This window comes from Bacillus sp. FSL K6-6540 (genome assembly GCF_038007545.1).
In genome coordinates this window covers 4,981,947-4,998,332 of sequence record NZ_JBBOXH010000001.1, presented here as the reverse complement: position 1 = coordinate 4,998,332, position 16,386 = coordinate 4,981,947, and the positions used below count along the sequence as shown (strand labels likewise).

Sequence of the window (16,386 nt, the reverse complement as noted above, 5' to 3'; positions counted from 1 at the left end):
GTATAATCCTTGAAAAGAGAAACGAAATGGCGCAGCAGATTGAAGAAGGAGAGGGAACGGCAATGAACACGATGATTGAACTGGATGACGTAACCTGGAGACGGGAGCAAAAGACCGTTCTTACAGGCGTGGATTGGACCGTGCAGCAAGGGGAGCATTGGGCGGTGCTCGGACTGAACGGCTCCGGGAAGACAACCATTTTGAATATGATTAACGGTTACATCTGGCCGACCAGCGGCACGGTTTCGGTGCTCGGGCATCGTTTTGGCAGGGTGGATTTAAGAGAACTGCGTAAATCGATAGGCTGGGTCAGCTCCTCGCTGCAGGAAAGAATCCGCCCGAGCGAATCCACGCTGGATGTCGTAATTAGCGGCAAACACGCCTCGATCGGACTGTATCAGAAGGTGGATGAAGCAGACCGGGAACGGGCCGAGCAGTTGATGAAGGATTTTAATTGTATTCATCTGCTGGGGCGTACATATGAAACTTGTTCGCAAGGGGAGAAGCAGAAACTGCTGATCGCCCGGGCCCTCATGGCTTCGCCAAGGCTGTTGATACTGGACGAGGCCTGCAACGGACTGGATTTTCTGTCGAGGGAAGCGCTGCTGTCCAGCATAACGGCTCTGGCTTCAAAGCCCGATGCGCCGACCCTGCTGTTCGTTACGCATCATATCGAAGAAATTCTGCCGATTTTCTCGCACTCCTTGCTCATCCGCCGGGGGACCGTCTTCGGGAAGGGACGTTCCCGGGACATGCTGACCAGCGACAATTTGACCTCGTTCTTTGAGACGCCGGTCGAGGTGAGCTGGCAGAATGATCGGGCCTGGATGTCCATTCCGGACTTGAAATAGAAGCTTTGCGTCCGACAATATTCATGGCCTGGGAGAGTGGATAGATGTGCTAAGTCACACCATAGCGAATCAACGGCTCTACAATCAGCGCATAACAGGGATGAAGCATGTGAGCCCGGTAGAAGCAGTAAGAGAATTAGGCGCTGTTCAGGCACAGGATTACCACCAAGCGGTATGGGGAATCGGTCTCCGTACGCAGTCTGCCAAGATATCCGATGTGGAGCAGGCCGTGGTCGATCGCAAAATCGTGCTGACTTGGCCGATGCGTGGAACGATTTTCTTCGTGCCTGCGGAGGATGCCAAGTGGATGCTGAGGCTGACGGCATCGCGGTTTCAGACGCATGATAAGAAGAAGCAGGCCGAGCTTGAGCTTGACGAAGGTACGCTCCATCAATGCGGTACGATCATTGGCAACGCGCTGAGAGGCTGTTTACCCGTATCCCGCCCTAGACTGATGGAGCAGCTGGAGGAAGCGGGGATCAGCACCAAGAATGGCCGCGGCTATTACATTCTCGGATATTTGGGGCGGACCGGCATGATCTGTTTCGGCCCGCATGAAGGCAAACAGCAAAGCTTCGTACTGCTCGACGAGTGGGTCCCGAATTCAAGGGAGCTATCGCTCGAAGAATCGCTGGCGGAGCTTGCGCTCCGCTATTTTACAGGTCACGGGCCTGCAACGGTCCAAGATTTTGCATGGTGGGTCGGATTAACGCTGACAGAAGCTAAACGAGGCTTTGAGGCTGTCCATTCCAATCTTCGTTTAGATTTTGTCAACGGCACGGAATACTGGAGCTCTGTTACTGGGCCATCCGCGTCCGCTGATACGGATTCGGCGGTTCTGCTTCCGGGTTTTGATGAATATTACTTGGGGTACAAGGATCGCAGCGCAATTATTGAGTCAGAGCATGATGCCAAAATCGCTCCCTTTCGCAACGGGGTTTTCCAACCCATCATGGTCGCAGGAGGAGAAGTGGTCGGTATCTGGAAGCGGGAGATCAAGCGCAGCGGCATCGAAATCACGTTAAGCCCGTTCTCGGCGTTGGGCGATCGAGAAGAGGCGTTTCGGGAGGCGGCTAAACATTACAGTGATTTCATGGGCCTGCCGATTACACGAATAGAATCATGAACGAGAAGGAGGAATAACGCATGGAATCCATTATGAAGCTGGAATCCTTGATCTCTGAAGTAACGGAGATTGTAACGGCAATCGACGAGGTGGAATTCAATCTGAAGCTTACGCCTGATAAATGGTCCAAGAAGGAGATCCTGGGCCATCTATGCGATTCGGCGGTCAATAACCATATCCGGTTTGTAAAAATATTGGTGTCGGATTACCCTATCGCGATTCAAGGTTACGCGCAGAACGATTGGGTTCGGGTGAACGATTATCAGAATCGATATGATCAATCGGATGTTCTGGCACTGTGGCAGCAGGTTAACCGGATGATTCTGCGGGTCATGCAAAGAGCCGATTCATCCGACTTCCAGAAGAAATGCGTGCTGCCCGATAAAACGGAGGTCACGCTGGAGTGGTTGTTTAACGATTATGTTGATCACCTGATCCATCATTTGGAGCAAATCGAGCTTTAATGCCTGCACTATAAATAGGTTCATGACATGAAACGGAAGGTGTCCCTCCATGTTCAAAGTACTGAATCTCGCCGTCCGATTTATATTGGAATTGATTCTGTTATTTTCGATAGGTTACTGGGGCTTCCATTATGGTTCCGGTCTCGTGGCACAGGCAGCTCTCGGTATTGGACTGCCGCTGCTGGCAGCCGTCATCTGGGGCATGACCATATCGCCGAAGGCAAGGGTCAAGCTGCCGCTTGCTGTCGTGCTGCTTATTGAATTCCTCATATTTGCGACGGCGGTTGCTTGCCTGATCGACTCTGGTTTAATAACCTTTGCCATCGTGTTCGCTATCGTGGCTATGGCCAACCGCTTCTTCGTGATCAAGTGGAGGATGCAGCCATAGAATATTGAAAGTGCGCATTATGCAATTGCATAACACATTTTTAAGCTCATGCGAAAGACTGCCCCTCATCTGGTTGACAGATGGAGGCGGTCTTTTTGTATTGGATCCAGGTGCAGGATAAAAGACGATTTAAAGTCACGTCCTTTAGTCGAACAGGATGATATGATGGTTGAAAGAAAAGCCTATGTCCGGCAGCTGGATATCCTCAGTAATGTAGTGAGTGGAAAATCAGCGTGATCATCTAAAATGCTGAAGGTAAAGGAGAATGAACTTATGACTATGAAGATCGGTATGATTGGTTTGGATACATCCCATGTTTCCATTTTCGCGAAAATGCTCCATGACAAGGCGCATCCATATCACGTTCCTGGTGCACGGGTGACGGCCGCTTTTCCCGGAGGGGCGCCGGACTTTGAGCTGAGCATAAACCGAGTGGAGGGATATACAAAGGAACTCGCGGCATGGGGAACGGAGATATTGGAGAGTCCGGAAGACGTGGCCAAACAGGTCGATGCCGTCATGCTGGAAGCGGTGGATGGAAGGTCGCATCTGTCTTTATTTCGCGCGATTGCGCCTTATTGCAAACAGGTATTTATTGATAAGCCGTTTGCGGTGAGCAGTAAGGACGCAAGGGAAATTGTCGAATTGGCGGAGCAGTATCAGGTGACCGTTATGAGTTGCTCGTCTCTCCGGTATGCGCAAGGATTACAGGATGAATTGGCTCGGGGCGGGGCGGATAATATCATTGGCGTGGATTGCGCAGGACCGCTTCCCCTTCAACCTACGCAGCCGGGATTTTTCTGGTACGGCATTCATGCGGCTGAAATGCTGTACCGCGTTCTCGGGCCCGGTTGCGTAAGCGTCCATGTAGCCGCAACGGAGCGGCATGAAGTGTTAACGGCGGTTTGGAAAGACGGGAGAATCGGAACGATACGGGGCAATCGGGCAGGCAACGACCGCTTCGGGTTGACCGTTCATCGCGCGGAGGCCAGCAGCTTCGTGGACATCATGAAGCACCCCAAGCCCTATTACGCCAGTCTGCTGGATCAGATTATGAAGATGTTCACGACGGGCGTTTCCGATGTTCCCTTGTCCGAAACGCTGGAGATCGTTCGTTTTCTGGAGGCGGCGAATGTTTCCCGCGAAACGGGAGAAAACGTGAGACTGGATGATAGTGATCGAACGTGAATGATAGCAGAACAAACACGGGATATACTGACTAGCGAGATACTGAGGAAAGGATACATCATATTTCCATATCGGCCGCGTTGATTGTATGATAGACAGATCAAGTACGTTCGGCCGTTTTTTGTAAGCCGGGAGAGGTGGTTATGATGACGTACCACATACGAGTGAGACCGACAGCCTTGGTTCTGAGGGATGAGTCTGTGTTATTAGTCGAGTATGTAGATGAGAACGGATTGCATTATAATTTGCCAGGGGGCGGGGCCGAGCCGGGGGAGTCGATCGTGGAGGGAGCCTTGAGGGAATTGCGTGAGGAAACCACGCTGGAGGCGCAGGTGGGGCCAGTCGCATTCGTGTACGAGTATGCTCCGCATAAACAGTCCAGAGATAACATATCGGGCATTCATACGTTATACATCGTGTTCGAATGTTATCCGCTTGAAGGGTCCTTTCCGAAGCTTCCGGCGGCGCCAGATCCGAATCAAACCGATGTGAAATGGATACCGCTCGAGCAGCTGGACGACATTATTTTGTATCCGAATATTAAGAAACACATCAAACAGTACGCTCTGGATCGCCGAAATATTGAAATGATCGAGGATTTTGTTCTGGACAAATATTCGTGAATTGCTGGGAGTCGTCAGGAAATGGAGGAGCGGATAGCTGCATAATCCGGCCAACGGCACAATAGTGTATAACAAGCAGAATGGAATGGCTTCACTACAACGTAGGAAGTCATTCCTTTCTTTTATGTGGCGAATGTTGTTGCGTGTAAAGGTTATTTACTCCTTGGTATGATGACAACGGAATGGGGAAAAGTGGAAAAACTATTGTTCGATCAGGAACCGAAGCTTACAATGATATCAGGTATTTGGAAAATGTTGTGTGGAAAGAGAGGCGTTCGATGAACCATAAAACGATGGGTATGATATTTATCTGCATTTCGGTGTTCTTGTATGCTGTCCGGTATCTGGCAGCTGCCATATTCGGATCCAACTTGACGTCATGGAGCAAAGAGATGTTTGATTCGATGTTGACCTATGTAGGCAAAGGCCCGCTGGTATTAAGCTGGATCAGCCTGCTTGTCGGCATCTTGTGTTTCTTAGGTCCGAGTATCGGCAAATGGAATTCGGAAGATTTGAATAAGATCAAGAAGAACTGGAAGGAATTCGATCCGCCTAATAACAAATGAAGTGTCGGCAGGAAGTCTTTTTGAGTATGGAGTGAATTCAAGGGGGAGTCGAGATGACCGATAACCAAGTGGCCGGCTTTTGGATCAGGCTAGGGGCCAACATTCTGGATGGACTTATTGTGTCGCTTCCGCTAACGATCATAGCTGGACTTATCACGGGGAATTATGAGAATGAGCCGATCAGTAACTTGATATTCGGTTTATACGGTATCCTGGTGCCGGTGTATTGGAATGGGTATACGATCGGCAAGCGCATGTGCGGCATTCGTATCCGCAAATTCGATTTTCTTGAGCCGCCGGGCCTCGGGACGATGCTGCTTCGCAACCTCGTGGCGGGAATCGTGTATGCGTTAACCCTTGGAATTGGAATTATTGTGAGCATCTTTATGGTTGCGCTGCGAGAGGATAAGCGTTCGCTGCACGATTTTATCGCCGGTACGGAAGTTGTATATGACTAGGGAATGAAGGGGTTACGTAAATCAGGATTACCTAGCGGGGCAGCCATTCATGGCGTTACCATGACGGGAGTTGATTAGATATCGAGTTTAAGATAAAAGGAATTGTCTTTGATATGGATAATACGCTGCTGCATTCCAGCATTGATTTTGGAGCTATGAAAAGAGACATCTATGCCTTTTTGTGCAGTCACAGCATTCTGTCCCCTGGCCTATCCATGGATACCCATACCACCTCAACCGTCATCGCTGAAGCCATGAATACGGGACGGCTGTCGGAAGAGCTGAGCTGCATGATGTGGGATATCGCCAAGGAACATGAGATCCAAGGGATGATGGGAGCAAAACTTGAAGATGGAGCTATGGAGCTCGTCCAGCAATTACATGGACAGCTGCATCTTGCTATCGTGACGAATAACGCGGTAGAAGCAGCGATGACTGCACTCGAAGAGAACCGGATTGCTCATTACTTCGATCTCATTATCGGCAGGGAAGCCATGGGCTTATTAAAGCCTGCACCGGATGGATATATGGAGGTGCTGAGGCATTTTCACCATACATCGCCGAAAGAATGGCTGTCTGTCGGGGATGCCTGGGTGGACGGCAAGGCCTCCGAGAGCGCCGGAATTCCGTTTATCGCATATCGTGGGGACATCGCCAAAATGAACTGCATGGGAGTTTTACCGTTTGCCGAAATTCAGGACATACAAGAAGTCGTGGGGTATCTTCAGCCGCGTATCACTAAATAATTTTCGGAGGTGCCAACCCTATGCTGAGTTTTATAAGGGAAATTCCTCTAAAGATTGAGGTCGTTCGCAGAGCCGGCATTCTATCAGGCATGCTGGCCGAGGTTACGTGATGAGATGGTATTTGTCCCATGTGTCTCTGACATTATTTATCTGCATCACCCTGTTCACGCTGTACAGCTTCATGTTTCCGCCGGAGGCAGGCAGTCCCTTACAGGGACTGTCGTATGCGTCGATTCTTCTGTTGTCGCCCGTGGGGATTCTGTTGGCACTCATTAGCATGACTCGTGGTGAACTATCACGAATCGGTATTACAGCCATTGTAGGTCACTCCGTGCTGCTATTATTTCTTTTTCTATTCATGACACTGGGATACCTGATTCTCGGTGTGTAAGGTTACCAAAGAAAGGGCAAGTCATGCCTGCTCTCCGTTCATTCGTTCCCAATGCCTGCAAACAATGTATCCAACACCCGATGTCATACTCATTCTGCTCTTCATCGGACAAGGGGAGGCCTAGGAAGTTTAATTGAAAAGCATATTGATAGCAGCTTCCCAGCAGCATGTCCGCAGCGGATCTCGGTTTAACAAACTCCGATACTCTCCCGATTCGCTGCTCCTCGAGCAAATAGGATTCAACGGCTTCATTTGCCCGGTGGGGGCCTTCATTCCGAGCGGTGAAGCCTTCCCGGTGCTGCGCTAACAGTCCTGGCTTAGAGATCGTGCATTGAAGCGAAATAAGCAATTAAGCTTTACCATCTTCATCTCGGAAGTTGTATAATCATGGAAGACGTCTAACTCACACGTATGGCCCAGTCTTGGCATGAGCTATTCTAAGGCTGGGTTTTGTCACATACCGGACGGCGAAGGAGGACTGCTTCACTATGAAAAAAAGAGCATATATTACGGATCTCGACGGGACGCTTTTGCGATCGGATCAAACCTTATCATCCTATACGATGAACGTTGTCACGGATGCATTGGAGCGGGACTTGATCGTCACGTATGCGACTGCCCGCGGTTATATTAGCGCTCAGAGCGTCGTTTCGGATATCCCGTGGAAATACCCCGTGATTCTATATAACGGCGCTTTGTTATATGACGGGTTGAATCAAACCGTTGTGGATGGATACTGGCTGGAGCGCGACATTTCGAATGAGATTATCGGCGTTGGGAAAAAGCACGGCATGACACCTTTTTATTTCTCGCTCGATAAGGACCAGCGGGAGCGTGTTCTGCATGAGACGCTGCGCAGAGAGGGAGAGAAGACCTTCTATGCCGGCCGCCCCCATGATCCGCGGTTCCTGGAAGTGAAGAACTTGAAATGTCCGCCGGATTACCGGACGTTGGCTCTTACCTACATCGGATTACATGAAGAATTGGAGCCGATTCGGCAAGAGGTTACGGCATTCTACGGCGACGTGATTCATGCTCATATGATGCCGGATTATTACATTCGCAACCACTATTTCCTCGAATTCAGCCATGCCAAAGCAAACAAAAGAGACGGCCTCCAATTATGGTCCGCCCACATGGGGATTGATCTGGAGAACACGGTGGTGTTCGGCGACCACATCAATGATGTCGGCTTGTTCGAGGCCGGAGGCACGCGGATCGCAGTCCGGAACGCGCATGAAAGGATACGGCAGCTGGCTGATCATATTATCGACTCGAATGAGCTGGATGGCGTGGCGCATTATATCGAGCAGCAGATGGAACTGGCGGGAGAGAATACGATTATATCCACACTGGGAGGACCATGAGGAGCTTTTAGCTGCAGCGAATATGGATTAGGCTTGAGATGAACATCACGAAACATTTCCAACGGCCAGACGATTTGTTCAAGAGGAAATATCGCCTGCATCTCACGGCTGGTTAAATCTCAGCGTGATGTTCAGACCTCCGTCGTTATTTATAACTCATGATCTTCCCTTCATCTCAAAATTGACCTTAACCAGCTCGGCAAAAGCAGAAAATGCCTTGTTCCTGAACCGGTCGTTGCGCCGGACCAGGCTTGTCGAGGTGTGACGGAAGGCTTCCGGGATCGAGTAGCTGCCCATATTGGCGTATTCTCCGCTTAAGACGGAGCTGGGGAGCAGCGCTGCCGCAAGTCCTGACCGCACGATGCTGAGCTGGGTTTCCAACGAGGAGACCTCGATCATATTGGTTAGCGGAATGCCTTCGCTCAGCAGCCATGCTTCAAGGGCGCTTCGAAACGGGCATCCCGCGGGGGCTACGGCCCATTTGGTCACCGCAAGTTCGGGAAAGGGCTGCTCTTTGGATTTGGTCAGCAGCATGACTTCATCCTCTTCTATATAATCGGCTACCAGCTTCGGCGGAATGGTTCCTGTCACAAAAGCCCCGTCCAGCTGATAGTTCAGAACTTGAGTAATCAGCTCCGAGGAGCTGCCAGTCAACAGGGACAGCGTGACGTCAGGGTACTTGGTTTGATAGTCGGACAAGGATTGAATGAAGTGCCCGCAATGAACCGTGTCCACGACGCCAATGGCTAATGAACCGCTTGGATACGGCTGTTCCTGCACGGTTCTCACTGCTTCTTCGGACAGGTTGATGATGGTACACGCATAGTCCAGGAACATACGCCCTTTCTCCGTCAAGGTCACTCCATTGGAGTGCCTGTTAAACAAGGGAACCCCCAATTCATTCTCCAGTTTTTTGACCCGGGCCGTTACATTCGACTGCACATACCCAAGCTGCTCCGCGGCGCGGGTGATGTTACCTTCCTCCGCAATCCTGAGAAAAACCCTTAGATCAGTAAGCTCCATGCCAACACTCCTCTCCTTCAGACATCACTAAAAATGATGACATCATTATTAATGATCATTATACAGCATGCCAAATTTGGATTACAATCACAACGACATCATAAAGCGATTTAAACAAATACAGAGTGGAGGGGATGCTGGGGGATGAAGAAGGCTTGGTGGCTCTTATTATTGGCGGGAGCGCTGGAGGTTGTCTGGGTATCCGGTTTAAAACATTCCGATGTATGGTGGCAGTGGGTCATTACCATCGCATCGATCGTATTCAGTTTTAAAGTTTTTTTGGACTCCGCGGCGAAGCTTCCCATCGGCACGGTCTATGTGATCTTCACAGGACTCGGTACAGCCGGCACGGTGCTGGCGGAGATTCTCGTGTTTGGCGAGGAAGCGAATCCCGTCAAGCTCCTACTGATTGCAATGCTGGCCGCAGGCGTGCTGGGGCTAAAGCTGGTCACGAAGGATACGGATCGTCAAGCGAAGGAGAGTGGCATCTAATGGAATGGATCGCTCTGATTGCAGCCGGGTTGTGCGAAGTTCTGGGTGTCATTGCCTTAAGACGGGTAACCCTGCAACGCAGCTTGGGATCCTACGTTTTTTTAGCCTGTTCGCTTGGCTCCAGTTTCCTGCTGCTGACGTATGCGATGAATTTCATTTCCATGGGAACCGCCTACGCGATTTGGACGGGAATGGGGACGGCAGGCAGCACGCTGCTGGGGATGTTTGCGTTCGGAGAACCGAAGGAATGGCGTCGTATGTTCTTCATCGCTTTAATTCTCGCTTCAGCCATCGGACTTAAGATTATGACGTAACCAATCGGGGCGTACAGAATTTCTTAGACTGTGAAGGATATTCGGATTTGTATATAGAATTTACATATAGTTTGGTGATTTGAAGCTATGCGATCAAACGCCAGGATGCATTTTTTATTTTGGAAAGGACAGGTGTATCTTATGAAATTCAGCGAGTATCGCTATGAACGCCCCGACGTAAAAGCTTTTGAGCAAAAGTTCAAGGAACAACTGAACGCCTTCACCTCCGCCGGCACGTACGAGGAACAGGATGAGGCGATGACCCGTATTAACAAACTTCGCAGCGAGATGGATACCCTGAGCCAACTGGTGTACATCCGCCACTCGATTGATACGAACGACGAGTTCTATAAGGCAGAGCAGGATTTCTTCGACGAGAACGGACCGGTCATCCAGGAATACATAACGGATTATTACCGGGCCCTCGTGGATTCGAAATTCAGAGCCCAGCTGGAGGACAAATGGGGACGGCAGCTGTTCCAGTTGGCAGAGCTATCGCTCAAAACCTTCAGCCCTGAGATCATCGAGGATTTGCAGCAGGAGAACAAGCTGACGACGGAATATGCGAAGCTGATCGCTTCTGCAAAAATTCAGTTCGAAGGCGAAGAACGCACCCTGTCGCAGTTGATTCCGTTCCAGCAATCGACGGATCGCGATATGCGCAAACGCGCAATGGAGGCTTCCAGCGGTTTCATGGCCGAGAACGAAGCCACCTTCGACCGCATCTATGACGATCTGGTTAAAGTGAGAACCAAGATTGCCAAGAAGCTTGGCTTCAACAATTACGTGGAGCTGGGTTATGCCCGCATGGCCCGCACGGATTACAATGCGGAGATGGTGGCTAATTTCCGTAACCAGGTGCTCGAGCATATCGTTCCGGTTGCGTCCAAGCTGAAAGAACGTCAGCAGAAGCGGATCGATGTGGACCAACTGCTGTACTACGACGAGAATTTTTCCTTCAAATCGGGGAATGCCACGCCGAAGGGCGACCCGGATTGGATCGTGAACAACGGCGCGAAGATGTACGAGGAATTGTCTCCGGAAACTCACGAGTTCTTCACCTTCATGCAGGAGAACGGCCTTATGGACCTGGTTGCCAAAAAAGGCAAGCAGAGCGGCGGATACTGTACCTATATCAGCGAGTACGGCGCACCGTTTATCTTCTCCAACTTCAACGGGACTTCCGGCGATATTGACGTGCTGACGCACGAAGCCGGTCATGCGTTCCAAGTGTACGAGAGCAGAGGTTTCGAGGTACCGGAGTATGGATTTCCGACTTATGAGGCATGCGAAATCCATTCCATGAGCATGGAATTCTTCACTTGGCCGTGGATGGACCGCTTCTTCGAGGACGAGGCGGATAAATACCGCTTCGACCATCTGGCGAGCGGACTCATCTTCATTCCTTACGGGGTGACGGTTGATGAATTCCAGCACTTCGTTTACGAGAATCCGGATGCTACGCCGGCGGAACGGAAACAGGCATGGCGCGAGATCGAGCGGAAATATCTGCCGCACCGGAACTATGATGATAATGCGTATCTGGAGCAAGGCGGCTTCTGGCATAAACAAGGACATATCTTCAATTCGCCGTTCTATTATATCGACTATACGCTGGCTCAAATCTGTGCATTCCAATTCTGGAAGAAGATGCACGAGGACCAATCCGCGGCATGGGCGGATTATCTGCACCTGTGTCGTCAAGGCGGAAGCAAATCCTTCACTGAATTGGTGAAGGTCGCAGGACTGATCTCTCCATTCGAGGATGGCTGCGTCACTTCCGTCATCGGCAGCATCGAAGCTTGGCTGGACAGCGTGGACGATACAGCTCTTTAAATCGTAAATAAGTAAGGCAAAGACATGCAGGAGAACACGAGTGGGTACATACTCAGGTGTTTCCTGCATGTTTTTCATAGTGAGCATCTCAAAACGTGACTCACTTTTTAATGCCCATAAACCAGGAGGAATAAAGACCATGATTACGTACAAACCGTTAAGCGAGCTTCCGATCCGGGAAGTATCCGAGCTTTGGAATCTCTCGTTTGAAGGCTATATGGTGAACGCTTCCATGCCGCTGGACCGCTTCATTGCCCGGATCGGGAATGACGCTTTATGTCTGGAGCGCTCACTCGCTTGTTACGTGGATGGCGTACCCGCCGGCATCGTCATGAACAGCTTTCGATTGGATGGCGGCGAATCCATTGCGCGTAACGGAGGGACGGCAATAGCTCCGGATTTCCGGGGCAAAGGGATCGGCAAGTCCATGATGGAGAAAAACGACGACCTCTATAAGGGGCAAGGCGTGCTTCGTGCCTATTTAGAGGCGATCAGCTCGAATGCGGCCGCGATTCGCCTTTATGAAAGCGTCGGATATGAAATTATCGATCGGCTGCTCATTATGACAAATGATCAATCGTTAGAGACGCAGGATCATCAGAATGCATCGACTCCGTTTACGTTGGTCAGAGGCCTAGCCGCGGAGGCTGCCTCCGCAGATTTCTATCGATCCGGCGAAGTCTGGCAGACAGACGCTGCCAGTATCAAGGACGGCGAGTGCGTGCTTGTTTATGAAGGGGAAGAACTTGTGGGCTACGGTTTGTTTAAGCGTGCGTTCGATGCTGCGGGCCGTTTGCAGGCGACCACGCTGTTCCGTTGTGAAGCCGCTCCGGGTTACCGGGATGCCCAAGCCGTGTTAAAGGCAGCCGCGCTCGTGATGATGCAGCCTGGTTCCACTTGCAAGCGATCCGCATTCAATATCCGGGCTTCGCATAAGGAATTGGTGGACGTGCTGGAGGCGCTTGGGTTCGCCAGCTCGATGGAGCAGGTGCTTATGGTCCGCGACTACAACGCTACATAGGTTGTATGAATATCTGCAAGGCTGGAGGAATTACGCTTATGAGAAAAAGCACGGATCTAACCCTGTATCCGGCCCTATCGAATGATATCCATTGGGGCGTGGTGCGAGCCCGGTTTGCCCTGGGCGAAGATTTCGAAGAATCGATGGTCAGCAATGTCACGATTATTCCATTCGCCGGGGAACGCTGCGTTATTTTTCAGATAGCGGACGGCAGCTGGGAGCTTCCTGGCGGAACCCTGGAGCCTGGCGAGTCTTATATCGAGGGACTCCGGCGGGAAGTGAGGGAGGAGCTTGGCGCAGAACTCGAGTCATACCGGGTCTTTGGCCAGTTTCGCTGCGAGTCCAGCAGCAAGGCGCCTTATCGGCCGCATATTCCCCATCCTCAATTTGTCCGATTGGTTGGGTACGGGGATGTACGCATCGTTGGGGAGCCGCTGAATCCCGAGGATGGGGAGCAGGTCATCGCAGTGGAGGCGGTTGATCTGGAGGTAGCCGTAAGACGATTGGAGGAGACGGGCAGGCAGGATATCGCGGATCTTTACAAGCTGGCATATACCATAAGACAAGGTGAGCGAAATCCAAACAACTTCTAGGATGTGAAGATGCTGTGAGATTACCTTATAAAATAGGTTATGCCGTTACGTTGGTTTGGCTGGTCTGGATTGTATACGGTTATATGAATTATGACGATATCGCTGAGCGCGGCCAACTGTCCATCGTTCTGTTAAGCGCCGTGATTGGCATCATCCTGCTGCCGATCTATTTTATATCCGTACTGCTGTACTCTGTTTACAAACGGGATTCGGGAAAGAAAAAGTAAGGGGGGATATCTTGAAGGATCAATATCTGTTTTTGCTCGGTGGACATTCCTTTCAAGCCGAAGCGAATCGACAGTTTCTAGAGCAAGCGGGTGGTTCCCATGCCAGGATTGCGTTATGCATCATGAACCGGCCGGGCTGGGAGGAGTATGTTCCGTTGTTTCAGCAGATGTGGACTGAAGCGGGAATGACCCAGAACGTGAGCGTGATCGTTCCCGATGAAGACGGGAATCTGGACATGGAACAAGCTGAACAGGTGCTGTCATGGGCCACGGGAATATTTATTGGCGGGGGCAACACGGAGAAATACCATCACTATTACGCGACGGGGCCTTTTAAAGAGCTGTTAATCGACCGCTACGAGAACGGCGTTCCGATTGCTGGCAATTCGGCAGGTGCCCTAATTCTTCCGGAGACATGCCTGATATCCCCGCTTGATAATGAACAAGGCATCATGATGTTTAAGCAAGGCGTAGGGCTGTTCTCGAATGTCTTGATCAGCGTTCATTATACGGAGTGGGACGACCAGTCCAACCTGCTGCAAGGAATGAAAACAAGGAAAGTGCGTTACGGCATCGGCATTGATGAGCAGGCATGCGCCGTTTTTATCAATGGACAGCTGGCGTCCTCGTTGGGGGAATCCGTCTACACCGTAACCTACGAGGATTTTGACGAGGACCGATATACGATTGTGAAGAGGACATCTTGAAGGATGTCTTCTTTTATAGTTCATCCGAAAAGAAGGTCACCATGAAATCACGTACCAGGGATCTGGTTTTTCTTTCGCAAGTGTGTCAAGATAAACGGAAAATAGACGGAGGGGACTGAACGGAATGATCTATCATATTATTTCGAAGCAAGCATGGATGGAAGCGCAGGGCAAGGACATGTACGAGCCGCCAAGCTTGCATACGGACCGATTTATTCACTGCTCGACCGAGGCGCAAGTCAGTGGCGTAGCTAACACCTTATACACAGGCAGAACCGATCTGTTCGTTCTGGGGATTCAAGAAGATCAGGTGGACGCGGAGATCATATTTGAGGATTTATATGAGCTGAATCAGCTGTATCCGCATATTTACGGCGGGTTAAACCTGAATGCGGTCCGGAAGGTGTATCGTTTGGAGGCGGATAAGGACGGCGTTTTTGCGTTCCAGGCTTCTCCTGAGCTTGAGTATAAAGGATAGAAAAGCCCTAATACCACAACTTAATACAAAGGAGGAAGCATGTATGATACTCGAAGTGGCCATGCTGCAGGTGAAGCCGGGACAAACGGCGGATTTTGAGCGGAATTTCCAAGTCGCGTCAGGAATCATCTCCAAGATGAAGGGCTACATCCATCATGAGCTGAAGCGATGCTTGGAAGATGATCATAAGTACATTCTGCTGGTGAAATGGGAGACCCTGGAGGATCACACGATAGGTTTTCGGGAATCCGCGGAATATCAGGACTGGAAACAACGGCTGCATCACTTTTACGATCCGTTCCCTGTTGTAGAACATTATGAAGAGGTGTGAATCGAAGCATCATTTTTAAAGCCTCTGAACAAGCCATGCCCACCGGTATATTATCTTATGATGAAGCGATGGATAAGCTGAATCGAGTACGGGAAACAACGAAGCAGATCATAACGAAGCTGGCTGAGCGAAATACGAATGATCTGCACGATCCTCACCCGTATGGATTCGAGCTGAATGCTGCACAATGGGCCCATTTTATAGCGATACACGAGACCCTGCATATCAGAAAGCTGGGACGTATCCGGGAGGCGAATCAATAACCGTTAAGGCAGGTGTTCATGTTGAACGTTGAAGAGTTGATGACAGAGGTATACGGCATGCTGCCGCTTAAGGTCGAGCCGATGTCATTCGGCCATACCAATCAGGTGTATAGCGTGTCATTTCCGGACGAGCAAATCATTCTCCGAACCAATCGCAAGCCCGACGTCCTGAAGCATACTGCAAACAACATAGCGATCCTATCATCGCTGGGCTTGCCGGTACCGAGCGTGATTCGAACGGATGTGTCCCTTCAGAAGGTCCCCTATGCATACATGATGCTGGAGCATGTTCCGGGCCGTGATCTGCGATATGAGCTTGAGGGCATGACGAATGAACAAATGGACGATCTCGCCGGACAAATCATCGTTTTCCAGCGCAAGGTGTCAGAGCTTCCCCTGGGCACCGGATTCGGATGGGTTCCGATCGGAGAGCAGGGGCCTTTTACATCCTGGTCGGAGATCATCGATCGTGATATCTGCGATCATATCGGCAACATAACCGGTGAGGTTGCTCCGGACATCATCGTTCAATTGCAGCACATCAAGCGGCGATACGAGCCTGATTTCGACCGGATAGAGCCTGTCTGTTTCCTGGATGATCTCACGATCAAGAACGTGATTGTGTCCGATGGCACGCTACAAGGTATCGTGGATTTCGATTGGGTCTGTTATGGAGACCCGTTGTACATGATCGCCCTCACCCAAACGGCGGTGGTCTCTGATATCGGAGACCGGGGAATGGCCTACGTGGAGGCGTTATGCAGGCAGTGGGGAGCGGACCGGGAACAGCGGGCACTGATTGATTTTTACTCCGTCGTTCATGCCCTGGCATTTATCGGCCATCATCAGAGGGAGCAGAACGAGGCCTGCAAACAGCGTATGGTTTCATTCATAGTAGACAAAATAAAGCAGGATGCAAACAGAACCGCATGA

General features: G+C 50.6%; 24 protein-coding genes. 23 read left to right on the top strand and 1 reads right to left on the bottom strand.

From position 1 onward, the window contains the following. The first annotated feature begins 62 nt into the window (after positions 1–62). From MHH82_RS22175 to MHH82_RS22120, 12 genes are all read left to right on the top strand, one after another. Positions 63–851, top strand: coding sequence for an ABC transporter ATP-binding protein (locus tag MHH82_RS22175; RefSeq protein ID WP_036664317.1), 789 nt, complete (start codon positions 63–65; stop codon positions 849–851). A gap of 46 nt (positions 852–897) precedes the next feature. After that, positions 898–1,977 (top strand): winged helix DNA-binding domain-containing protein, encoded by a 1,080-nt coding sequence (locus MHH82_RS22170; RefSeq protein WP_340967861.1) that lies wholly within the window; start codon positions 898–900, stop codon positions 1,975–1,977. A gap of 20 nt (positions 1,978–1,997) precedes the next feature. Next, a complete protein-coding gene (locus MHH82_RS22165) occupies positions 1,998–2,441 on the top strand; it encodes a DinB family protein (RefSeq protein ID WP_015736499.1) in 444 nt (147 codons plus the stop codon). A gap of 49 nt (positions 2,442–2,490) precedes the next feature. Further along, entirely contained in the window at positions 2,491–2,829 is a 339-nt protein-coding gene (locus tag MHH82_RS22160; protein ID WP_036664113.1) for a YrdB family protein, read from the top strand. A 273-nt stretch (positions 2,830–3,102) separates the two neighbouring features. After that, positions 3,103–4,017, top strand: a complete 915-nt coding sequence (locus tag MHH82_RS22155) for a Gfo/Idh/MocA family protein (RefSeq protein WP_340967860.1) — start codon at positions 3,103–3,105, stop codon at positions 4,015–4,017. 146 nt (positions 4,018–4,163) lie between these two features. Further along, positions 4,164–4,640 carry an NUDIX domain-containing protein gene (locus MHH82_RS22150; RefSeq protein ID WP_340970094.1) on the top strand — a complete coding sequence of 159 codons (477 nt, stop codon included), beginning with the start codon at positions 4,164–4,166 and terminating at the stop codon, positions 4,638–4,640. A gap of 278 nt (positions 4,641–4,918) precedes the next feature. Beyond that, complete coding sequence (locus MHH82_RS22145) at positions 4,919–5,206, top strand: hypothetical protein (protein ID WP_340967859.1); 288 nt, start codon at positions 4,919–4,921, stop codon at positions 5,204–5,206. A gap of 53 nt (positions 5,207–5,259) precedes the next feature. Further along, the gene (locus MHH82_RS22140; RefSeq protein ID WP_009589894.1) at positions 5,260–5,664 is read left to right on the top strand and encodes an RDD family protein; all 405 of its coding nucleotides are present in this window, start codon (positions 5,260–5,262) and stop codon (positions 5,662–5,664) included. A gap of 80 nt (positions 5,665–5,744) precedes the next feature. Continuing rightward, on the top strand, positions 5,745–6,410 hold the full coding sequence (locus MHH82_RS22135; protein WP_340970092.1) for an HAD family hydrolase: 666 nt from the start codon (positions 5,745–5,747) through the stop codon (positions 6,408–6,410). 109 nt (positions 6,411–6,519) lie between these two features. Then, the gene (locus tag MHH82_RS22130; protein ID WP_081746336.1) at positions 6,520–6,801 is read left to right on the top strand and encodes a hypothetical protein; all 282 of its coding nucleotides are present in this window, start codon (positions 6,520–6,522) and stop codon (positions 6,799–6,801) included. A 133-nt stretch (positions 6,802–6,934) separates the two neighbouring features. Next, positions 6,935–7,108: a hypothetical protein gene (locus tag MHH82_RS22125; RefSeq protein ID WP_340967857.1), complete on the top strand. Its 174-nt coding sequence runs from the start codon at positions 6,935–6,937 to the stop codon at positions 7,106–7,108. Between the two features lie 181 nt (positions 7,109–7,289). Continuing rightward, positions 7,290–8,168, top strand: a complete 879-nt coding sequence (locus MHH82_RS22120) for an HAD family hydrolase (protein WP_340967855.1) — start codon at positions 7,290–7,292, stop codon at positions 8,166–8,168. A gap of 156 nt (positions 8,169–8,324) precedes the next feature. Here the strand turns inward: MHH82_RS22120 and MHH82_RS22115 are convergent, their stop codons facing one another. Continuing rightward, positions 8,325–9,191, bottom strand: a complete 867-nt coding sequence (locus tag MHH82_RS22115; RefSeq protein WP_015736489.1) for a LysR family transcriptional regulator — start codon at positions 9,189–9,191, stop codon at positions 8,325–8,327. Positions 9,192–9,335: 144 nt separating this feature from the next. On the opposite strand from MHH82_RS22115, the gene MHH82_RS22110 reads away from it, so the two are divergent. The 11 genes from MHH82_RS22110 (at position 9,336) to MHH82_RS22060 (ending at position 16,386) form a co-directional block, all read left to right on the top strand. Then, positions 9,336–9,683 carry a DMT family transporter gene (locus tag MHH82_RS22110; protein ID WP_036664101.1) on the top strand — a complete coding sequence of 116 codons (348 nt, stop codon included), beginning with the start codon at positions 9,336–9,338 and terminating at the stop codon, positions 9,681–9,683. After that, the gene (locus MHH82_RS22105) at positions 9,683–9,997 is read left to right on the top strand and encodes a DMT family transporter (protein ID WP_015736487.1); all 315 of its coding nucleotides are present in this window, start codon (positions 9,683–9,685) and stop codon (positions 9,995–9,997) included. Before MHH82_RS22110 ends, MHH82_RS22105 begins: the two co-directional genes overlap by 1 nt. Positions 9,998–10,138: 141 nt before the next feature. Next, entirely contained in the window at positions 10,139–11,833 is a 1,695-nt protein-coding gene (locus MHH82_RS22100; protein WP_036664314.1) for a M3 family oligoendopeptidase, read from the top strand. Between the two features lie 139 nt (positions 11,834–11,972). After that, positions 11,973–12,854 (top strand): GNAT family N-acetyltransferase, encoded by an 882-nt coding sequence (locus MHH82_RS22095; RefSeq protein WP_036664099.1) that lies wholly within the window; start codon positions 11,973–11,975, stop codon positions 12,852–12,854. 38 nt (positions 12,855–12,892) lie between these two features. Next, entirely contained in the window at positions 12,893–13,447 is a 555-nt protein-coding gene (locus tag MHH82_RS22090; RefSeq protein ID WP_051425386.1) for an NUDIX hydrolase, read from the top strand. A gap of 14 nt (positions 13,448–13,461) precedes the next feature. Then, entirely contained in the window at positions 13,462–13,674 is a 213-nt protein-coding gene (locus tag MHH82_RS22085) for a hypothetical protein (RefSeq protein ID WP_036664096.1), read from the top strand. Positions 13,675–13,685: 11 nt separating this feature from the next. Further along, the gene (locus tag MHH82_RS22080; protein ID WP_340967853.1) at positions 13,686–14,381 is read left to right on the top strand and encodes a cyanophycinase; all 696 of its coding nucleotides are present in this window, start codon (positions 13,686–13,688) and stop codon (positions 14,379–14,381) included. A gap of 124 nt (positions 14,382–14,505) precedes the next feature. Then, positions 14,506–14,859, top strand: coding sequence for a DUF952 domain-containing protein (locus MHH82_RS22075; RefSeq protein WP_036664093.1), 354 nt, complete (start codon positions 14,506–14,508; stop codon positions 14,857–14,859). A gap of 43 nt (positions 14,860–14,902) precedes the next feature. Next, positions 14,903–15,190 carry an antibiotic biosynthesis monooxygenase family protein gene (locus MHH82_RS22070; RefSeq protein ID WP_036664092.1) on the top strand — a complete coding sequence of 96 codons (288 nt, stop codon included), beginning with the start codon at positions 14,903–14,905 and terminating at the stop codon, positions 15,188–15,190. Then, positions 15,187–15,453, top strand: coding sequence for a DinB family protein (locus MHH82_RS22065; RefSeq protein WP_235201834.1), 267 nt, complete (start codon positions 15,187–15,189; stop codon positions 15,451–15,453). Before MHH82_RS22070 ends, MHH82_RS22065 begins: the two co-directional genes overlap by 4 nt. An 18-nt stretch (positions 15,454–15,471) precedes the next feature. Beyond that, on the top strand, positions 15,472–16,386 hold the full coding sequence (locus MHH82_RS22060) for a phosphotransferase family protein (RefSeq protein ID WP_340967851.1): 915 nt from the start codon (positions 15,472–15,474) through the stop codon (positions 16,384–16,386).